This is a genomic window from Rahnella woolbedingensis (assembly GCF_003602095.1).
GTDB classification, from domain to species: Bacteria; Pseudomonadota; Gammaproteobacteria; order Enterobacterales; family Enterobacteriaceae; genus Rahnella; species Rahnella woolbedingensis.
In genome coordinates, this window is sequence record NZ_RAHH01000014.1 from 141,582 (window position 1) to 148,339 (window position 6,758).

The 6,758-nt window shown below is 49.3% G+C and carries 8 protein-coding genes; 3 read left to right on the forward strand and 5 right to left on the reverse strand.

Translation table 11 applies throughout. The features are described from left to right. Together pmrA and pmrB are read left to right on the forward strand one after the other, a co-directional pair. Window positions 1-663 carry a two-component system response regulator PmrA gene (gene pmrA / locus D6C13_RS13695; protein ID WP_120133279.1) on the forward strand — a complete coding sequence of 221 codons (663 nt, stop codon included), beginning with the start codon at window positions 1-3 and terminating at the stop codon, window positions 661-663. Continuing rightward, complete coding sequence (gene pmrB, locus D6C13_RS13700) at window positions 660-1,751, forward strand: two-component system sensor histidine kinase PmrB (protein ID WP_120133280.1); 1,092 nt, start codon at window positions 660-662, stop codon at window positions 1,749-1,751. The genes pmrA and pmrB overlap by 4 nt, the downstream gene beginning before the upstream one ends. An 88-nt stretch (window positions 1,752-1,839) precedes the next feature. Here pmrB and cgtA read toward each other — a convergent pair whose 3' ends face one another. The 4 genes from cgtA to rplU form a co-directional block, all read right to left on the reverse strand. Then, entirely contained in the window at window positions 1,840-3,012 is a 1,173-nt protein-coding gene (gene cgtA / locus D6C13_RS13705) for an Obg family GTPase CgtA (RefSeq protein ID WP_120133281.1), read from the reverse strand. 33 nt (window positions 3,013-3,045) lie between these two features. Next, a complete protein-coding gene (locus D6C13_RS13710; RefSeq protein WP_120133282.1) occupies window positions 3,046-4,002 on the reverse strand; it encodes a DMT family transporter in 957 nt (318 codons plus the stop codon). An 85-nt stretch (window positions 4,003-4,087) separates the two neighbouring features. Next, window positions 4,088-4,345 carry a 50S ribosomal protein L27 gene (gene rpmA, locus D6C13_RS13715; RefSeq protein ID WP_013573805.1) on the reverse strand — a complete coding sequence of 86 codons (258 nt, stop codon included), beginning with the start codon at window positions 4,343-4,345 and terminating at the stop codon, window positions 4,088-4,090. Window positions 4,346-4,363: 18 nt separating this feature from the next. After that, window positions 4,364-4,675 (reverse strand): 50S ribosomal protein L21, encoded by a 312-nt coding sequence (gene rplU / locus D6C13_RS13720; RefSeq protein WP_013573804.1) that lies wholly within the window; start codon window positions 4,673-4,675, stop codon window positions 4,364-4,366. A gap of 259 nt (window positions 4,676-4,934) precedes the next feature. Here rplU and ispB point away from each other — a divergent pair, with 259 nt between their 5' ends. Then, the gene (gene ispB, locus D6C13_RS13725) at window positions 4,935-5,906 is read left to right on the forward strand and encodes an octaprenyl diphosphate synthase (RefSeq protein WP_120133283.1); all 972 of its coding nucleotides are present in this window, start codon (window positions 4,935-4,937) and stop codon (window positions 5,904-5,906) included. A 50-nt stretch (window positions 5,907-5,956) separates the two neighbouring features. On the opposite strand, the gene D6C13_RS13730 is transcribed toward ispB, so the two are convergent. Next, window positions 5,957-6,316 carry a DNA-binding protein gene (locus tag D6C13_RS13730; RefSeq protein ID WP_120133284.1) on the reverse strand — a complete coding sequence of 120 codons (360 nt, stop codon included), beginning with the start codon at window positions 6,314-6,316 and terminating at the stop codon, window positions 5,957-5,959. Window positions 6,317-6,758 lie beyond the last annotated feature (442 nt).

The following is a 6,758-nucleotide window of genomic DNA, read 5'->3' on the forward strand; positions in this document are numbered from 1 at the left end:
ATGAAACTGCTGATAGTTGAAGATGACGAACTTTTACGGCAGGGATTGATGCTGGCACTCACCAGTGAAAATTATGCCTGCGACTGCGCTTCAACAGCAGCCGAGGCGCAGAGCCTGATTCAGACCAGCCAGTACAGTCTGGTGATCCTGGATTTAGGGTTACCAGACAAAGATGGTGCAACGTTGCTGCGCGAGTGGCGACGTCAGAACATTGCTCTCCCCGTTTTAATCCTTACCGCCCGTGATTCCCTGGAAGACAGGGTCGATGGCCTTGATGCCGGGGCCGACGATTACCTGATCAAACCTTTTGCACTGGTCGAATTGCAGGCCCGCGTCAGGGCGCTTATCCGCCGTTATCAGGGACAAAGCGACAATCAGATTTCAGTAGGCAATCTGAAAATCAACTTGTCCTCGCAGCAAGCTTATCTCGACGATGCGCCAGTGGAAGTGACACCCAAAGAATTCGCCATTTTATCGCGTCTGATGATGCGGGCGGGACAGACGGTAAACCGCGAATTGCTCCAGCAAGATCTCTATACCTGGCAGGATGATTTAGGGTCTAACACCCTGGAAGTTCATGTGCATAATCTGCGACGTAAGCTCGGTAAAGAACTCATCCGCACCGTGCGTGGCATTGGCTACCGGCTGGAAATTACGCAATGACCAGTATGCGCCGCCGCCTGCTGGTTATGCTGGCATTGATACTATTCGTCACTCAGCTCACCAGCGTTTTCTGGCTCTGGCATGAAAGCCAGGAGCAAATTAACCTGTTGGTTAACGACACCATTTCTGCAAAAACGCGAAACGCCCATGTTGAGAGAGAGATTGCTGAGGCGATCGCTTCGCTCATCGCCCCTTCTTTGCTGATGATGAGCATTACATTGGTTCTGTCATTTTGGGCGATCAGCTGGATTATTCGGCCACTGAATCAGTTGCAAAAACGTCTCGAAACACGTTCTGCCGATAACCTTTCGCCCCTGCCACTCAACAGTGAAATCAGGGAAATCGTTGCGGTCACCAATGCGCTGAACCAGCTATTTTCGCGTCTTTCCAACACTATCCAGCAGGAACGGTTGTTCACTGCCGACGCGGCACATGAGCTGCGCACTCCTCTGGCTGGCGTACGGTTGCATCTGGAAATCATGCATAAAAATGGCGTGGAAGGCAGCGATACGCTGATAAGCCGTATCGACCTGCTGATGCACACCATAGAACAGTTGCTGATGCTTGCCCGTGCCGGACAGAATTTTGCGAAAGGCGAATATCAGCAAGTAGATCTCACCCGTAACGTCATTAAGCCGCTCGAAGAAGAGTTACACGAAATGCTCGATGAACGCGGGCAGAAGCTGAGTATCCGGTTACCCGACCGCGCAGAAATTCAGGGCGACGCGGTGCTGCTGCGATTAATGGTACGAAATCTGGTCGAGAACGCTTACCGTTATAGTCCGGAAAATAGCGACATCACTATTACGATTGCGCCGAAAGATAATGGCTTCCTGATTCAGGTAGATGATGCGGGTCCGGGCATTGATGAAACCAAAGCCAGCGAACTGACACAGGCGTTTAAACGTAGTGATCAACGTTATGGCGGGAGCGGTCTGGGATTGAATATTGTGGTCAGGATTGCGCATCTGCATGGTGGCACCCTGACGTTGCGTAACCGCACCGGCAACACCGGACTCAGTGCACAATGCTGGTTACCGGATGTGGCATTACAAAGTTCGCTGACGCTAGCACCTGACGCCCGTTAACACGCTCTTTCATCAACATGTGATTAAAAAGAAAAAGGCTGCCTGAGGCAGCCTTTCTGGTTCAGCGATGAGACGCTAATACTCGGGATTAACGTTCGTAAATGATTTCGACGCCTTCGTCGTCATCTTCATCCCAGTCATCATCCCAGTCGTCGTCAGCTTCTGCTTCCACTTCAGCCAGCTGTTCACGGTGATAGTCATCCCACATGAACTCAACTTTTTCTGGCGCAGCAGCTTCGATTGCCATGTGCTTAGGATTTTCGTTGATGAATTTCATCACATCCCAGCACAGCGCATTCACGCCTTCGCGGTTTGCTGCAGAGATCAGGTAGTAATTACCTTCCCAGCCCAAAGCATCGGCGATCGCTTTTGCACGAGTTTCCGCTTCTTCTTTTTCGATCAGATCAACTTTGTTGAATACTAACCAGCGCGGCTTCTCAGCCAGCTTGGCGTTGTATTGCTTCAACTCATTGATGATGACTTTCGCATTTTCGATCGGATCAGATTCATCGATCGGCGCAATGTCGATCAGGTGCAACAGAACACGGCAACGCTCAAGGTGCTTCAGAAAGCGAATCCCCAGACCTGCGCCTTCAGATGCCCCTTCAATCAGCCCCGGAATGTCGGCAACCACAAAGCTCTGCTCGTGATCCATACGGACAACGCCCAGGCTCGGTACCAACGTTGTAAACGGATAGTCAGCAACTTTAGGTTTCGCCGCAGACACTGAGCGAATAAAAGTAGATTTACCCGCATTTGGCAGGCCCAGCATACCCACGTCAGCCAGCAGCATCAGTTCGAGTGCGATATCGCGCTCTTCACCTTTGGTGCCCATGGTTTTCTGACGCGGTGAACGGTTCACGGAAGATTTAAAGCGGGTATTACCCAGCCCGTGGAAACCGCCTTTCGCGACCATATTAACCTGACCATTGTGGGTCATGTCTGCCAGAACTTCACCGGTGCTCTGGTCGAGAACACGTGTTCCGACAGGCACTTTAATGGTGATATCTTTCCCGCGCTTACCGGTACAGTCGCTGCTCTGACCGTTAGTACCGCGCTCAGCACGATAAGATTTCACAAAGCGGAAATCGATCAGCGTATTGAGGTTCTCATCAGCAACCAGGTAAACATCGCCGCCATCACCACCGTCGCCACCATCAGGGCCGCCACGTGGAATGTATTTTTCGCGGCGGAAGCTGACGCACCCGTTACCGCCATCACCGGCCACAACCAGAATCGTGGCTTCATCAACAAACTTCATTTGTACCGTCTCCGTAAATCATTCGCCGGGCAGCTAGAGTTTAGCTACCAGGTTTTGCTCTGTCCGACGTGGCCACCAACGATGGCCAATTGCGGAAAACATTGCACCCGCCACCACCACAAATGCCCCAAGATAACCAATGAAATTAAGCACTGGTGCAGCAAAAAAGTCAGGCCAGGCAAGTGCCAATAAATCTGAAAATAGCAGGGTAAACAACGGGGTCAGTGTCACAAGAGCACTGACCTGAGCCGCCTGCCATCTCGCCATCGCTTCCGCTAAGGCGCCATATCCTACTAAGGTATTCGCGCCGCAAAACAACAGACAGGCAAACTGCCAGCCGCTGAGCTGTGAAAGCACCGCCGGGCTGGCCAGCGGGAGCAATGCGATAGAACATAAAGTGTACAGCAAAAACAGGATTTGCGGTGAAGCCAGTTGGCGCAGCAATACCTTTTGCGCCACGCCGTAGATCACCCAAACCGTTGCCGCCCCGACGCCAAAAATCACACCCAGGGTGTAATCCGTCAGACGGGTAAAAATTTCAATCAGGCTGGTATTAAAAAATAATATCAGCCCGAAGATTAACATACTGGCGCCAATGACCTGCGTAACACGCATCCGCTCTTTCAGGATGATCACGCTGGCCACCATCATACCGACGGGAGAAAGCTGACCGATAACCTGCGAGGCCGTCGGGCTGAGAAATTGCAGGGACGAACTAAAAAGAACAAAGTTCCCCAGCAATCCGCAGGTGGCAATCAGGACTAAAACCAGCCAGCGCGGCCGGCTAAAAATCGCTTTTGGCGGCAATCTGCGTCTGGCTGCAAGAATACACCCCAACACAATGGCGGCCATCGAAAACCGATACCAGACCACGGTAAAGGGATCCATCACCACTAAAACCTGCTTCATAGCGATGGGCAAAGATCCCCAGCTCATAGCAGTGATCAGCGCCAACATAATCCCAACAGGGGCCTGCGATTTCGTGTCCATATCCCGCCAGAATGGGCTAACCAGAATGTAAAAAGCCCCGCAACGAATTGCGGGGCTTACATCTATTTACTAAAACGCGAAAAACTTATTCAGCTTCGATGCTGATGTACTTACGGTTTTTCGGGCCTTTAACTTCGAACTTGACTTTACCGTCAGCCAAAGCAAACAGAGTGTGGTCCTTGCCGCAACCCACGTTGATACCAGCGTGGAATTTGGTGCCGCGCTGACGAACGATGATGCTGCCTGCCAGTACTGCTTCGCCGCCAAAGCGTTTTACGCCCAGACGTTTAGCTTCTGAATCGCGACCGTTACGTGTGGAGCCGCCAGCCTTTTTGTGTGCCATTGTTCCGCTCTCCTAATCTTAAGCGCTGATGCCGGTGATTTTAACGTCAGTGAACCACTGACGGTGGCCCTGCTGCTTACGATAGTGTTTACGACGACGAAACTTAACGATTTTGACCTTTTCGCCACGACCGTGAGCAACGACTTCAGCTTTAATTACACCGCCAGCTACTAAAGGCAGGCCGATGTTGATTTCTTCACCGTTTGCAATCATCAGAACCTGATCGAATTCGATAGCTTCGCCAGTTGCAACGTCCAGCTTCTCCAGACGAATAGTCTGACCTTCGCTGACACGGTGTTGTTTACCACCACTTTGGAAAACCGCGTACATATAAAACTCCGCTTTCCGCGCACTCAACTTTGTATAGTCCAGAGGGCGCTATAAATATTCACAATAGGGCGCGAATTCTACGCAAAAAATCAGCATAAGACAAGAGCACAATGCCTACAAAAGAAGAAAAAAAGCGCAGTTCTTTCGATAGCATTTATCTACACTGTTTTTCAAGTACAATCCCCTTTACAGTTAGCGCCATGTGCCAATGTGAGCCAGATCTCATTGCGGTGAAGAGAACAACAGCCGAAAAAACACAATGAACCTAGAACAGATTATTGATCTTACCCAGGACGACATGGCTGCAGTCAACGCATCCATCCTTGAACAGTTGAATTCAGAGGTTTCTCTCATCAATCAACTGGGATATTACATCATCAGTGGCGGCGGCAAACGTATTCGCCCGATGATAGCAGTACTGGCCGCCAAAGCACTATCCTACGAGGGCGATAAACACGTAAAAGTCGCCGCTCTGATTGAGTTTATTCACACCGCCACGCTCTTACATGACGACGTCGTGGATGAATCTGACATGCGTCGTGGTAAAGCTACGGCTAATGCCGCATTTGGTAATGCAGCCAGCGTGCTCGTCGGTGATTTTATCTATACCCGGGCATTTCAGATGATGACAGATCTGGAATCGCTTCCGGTTCTGGCGCTGATGGCAAAAGCGGTGAATGTGATTGCAGAAGGAGAGGTTCAGCAACTGATTAACTGCAATGATCCGGACATCACCGAAGAAAGCTACATGCAGGTTATCTACAGCAAAACTGCGCGCCTGTTTGAAGCTGCATCACAATCCTCTGCCATGCTGGCTGGCGGGAACGATGAGCAAATTAAAGCGTTGCAGGATTACGGCCGTTATCTCGGTACCGCATTCCAACTGATTGATGATCTGCTCGATTATGACGCTGATGGTGAAACGCTGGGCAAAAACACCGGTGATGATCTTGATGAAGGCAAACCGACGTTGCCGCTTCTTCATGCGATGAAACACGGCGATGCTGAACAATCAGCCATGATCCGAAAAGCTATCGAAGAAGGCAACGGGCGTCATTTGCTGGAGCCTGTTCTTGCCGCGATGCATCAGTGGGGCTCACTGACCTATACCCGCCAGCGTGCTGAAGAAGAAGCCGATAAAGCTATACAGGCGCTTCAGGTTCTCCCTGATTCAGAATATCGGGCTGCGCTTGAAGGTCTGGCGCATATGTCTGTAAAACGCGATTTCTAAATATATCCCGCTACCCCTGCCAGCAGGCAGGGGTAGCGGGTACTTTGCGATTAAACCTCTTCAGGTTTACGTAACCGGTTAAGCATTTCCGCCACACCTTCCCGCACGATAAAAGAAATCATCGTTTCGCGTTCCGGCTCTCTCAGTTGTTTATAACTTTCAATCCAAATTGCCAGTGGATCCTGATGAGATGTATAAACATACTCCGCAGAGTGTTCATTCATGGCCAGACTCGCCACCGCACTGCCCGGTAAACTGTCGATGTGATATTCCACCGCCCGTCCCTGTACACCCCGCCTGCGACGCTTGACCCAGCATAATCTGCGGGCCATGCCATGCACGCCTTGAGTTGATGTTGGAAGGCCTTCTTTTCCGGTCAATTCCTTTGCAGCAAACCACTCTTTTTTCATAACATTCCTTGTATTTCTTATATAAAAATAAGAAAGGTTGTTGTTATACATTCATGACATGAGATTAATCATGATGTCCTTCCTGGCTAGTGAGCGTTTATTTTAAAGATGGCATTAACACGAGTCATTTAGGAATACAGCTATTTAAAGAAAAGAAGATATTCAATTTTTCAGAATGCGTCTACTGATGCTTTAAAAAGTTTCCATGAATTATATTCATCAAGAGCGGTACGACACCATAAGAAAGACTTTTTCAGAAAGTTATGGAAGCAAACTCTTTATAGATATGCATAATTCACATAAAAATCAATTACAACATGAGCTTACATTAAAATATTTTTAGGAATCACTATTGCCCACTTGTTGATCAATTACTTTACGTATAATAAAAGAGATTAAACATTACAAATATCGATATAATTGCTACAAATAACAACATTTC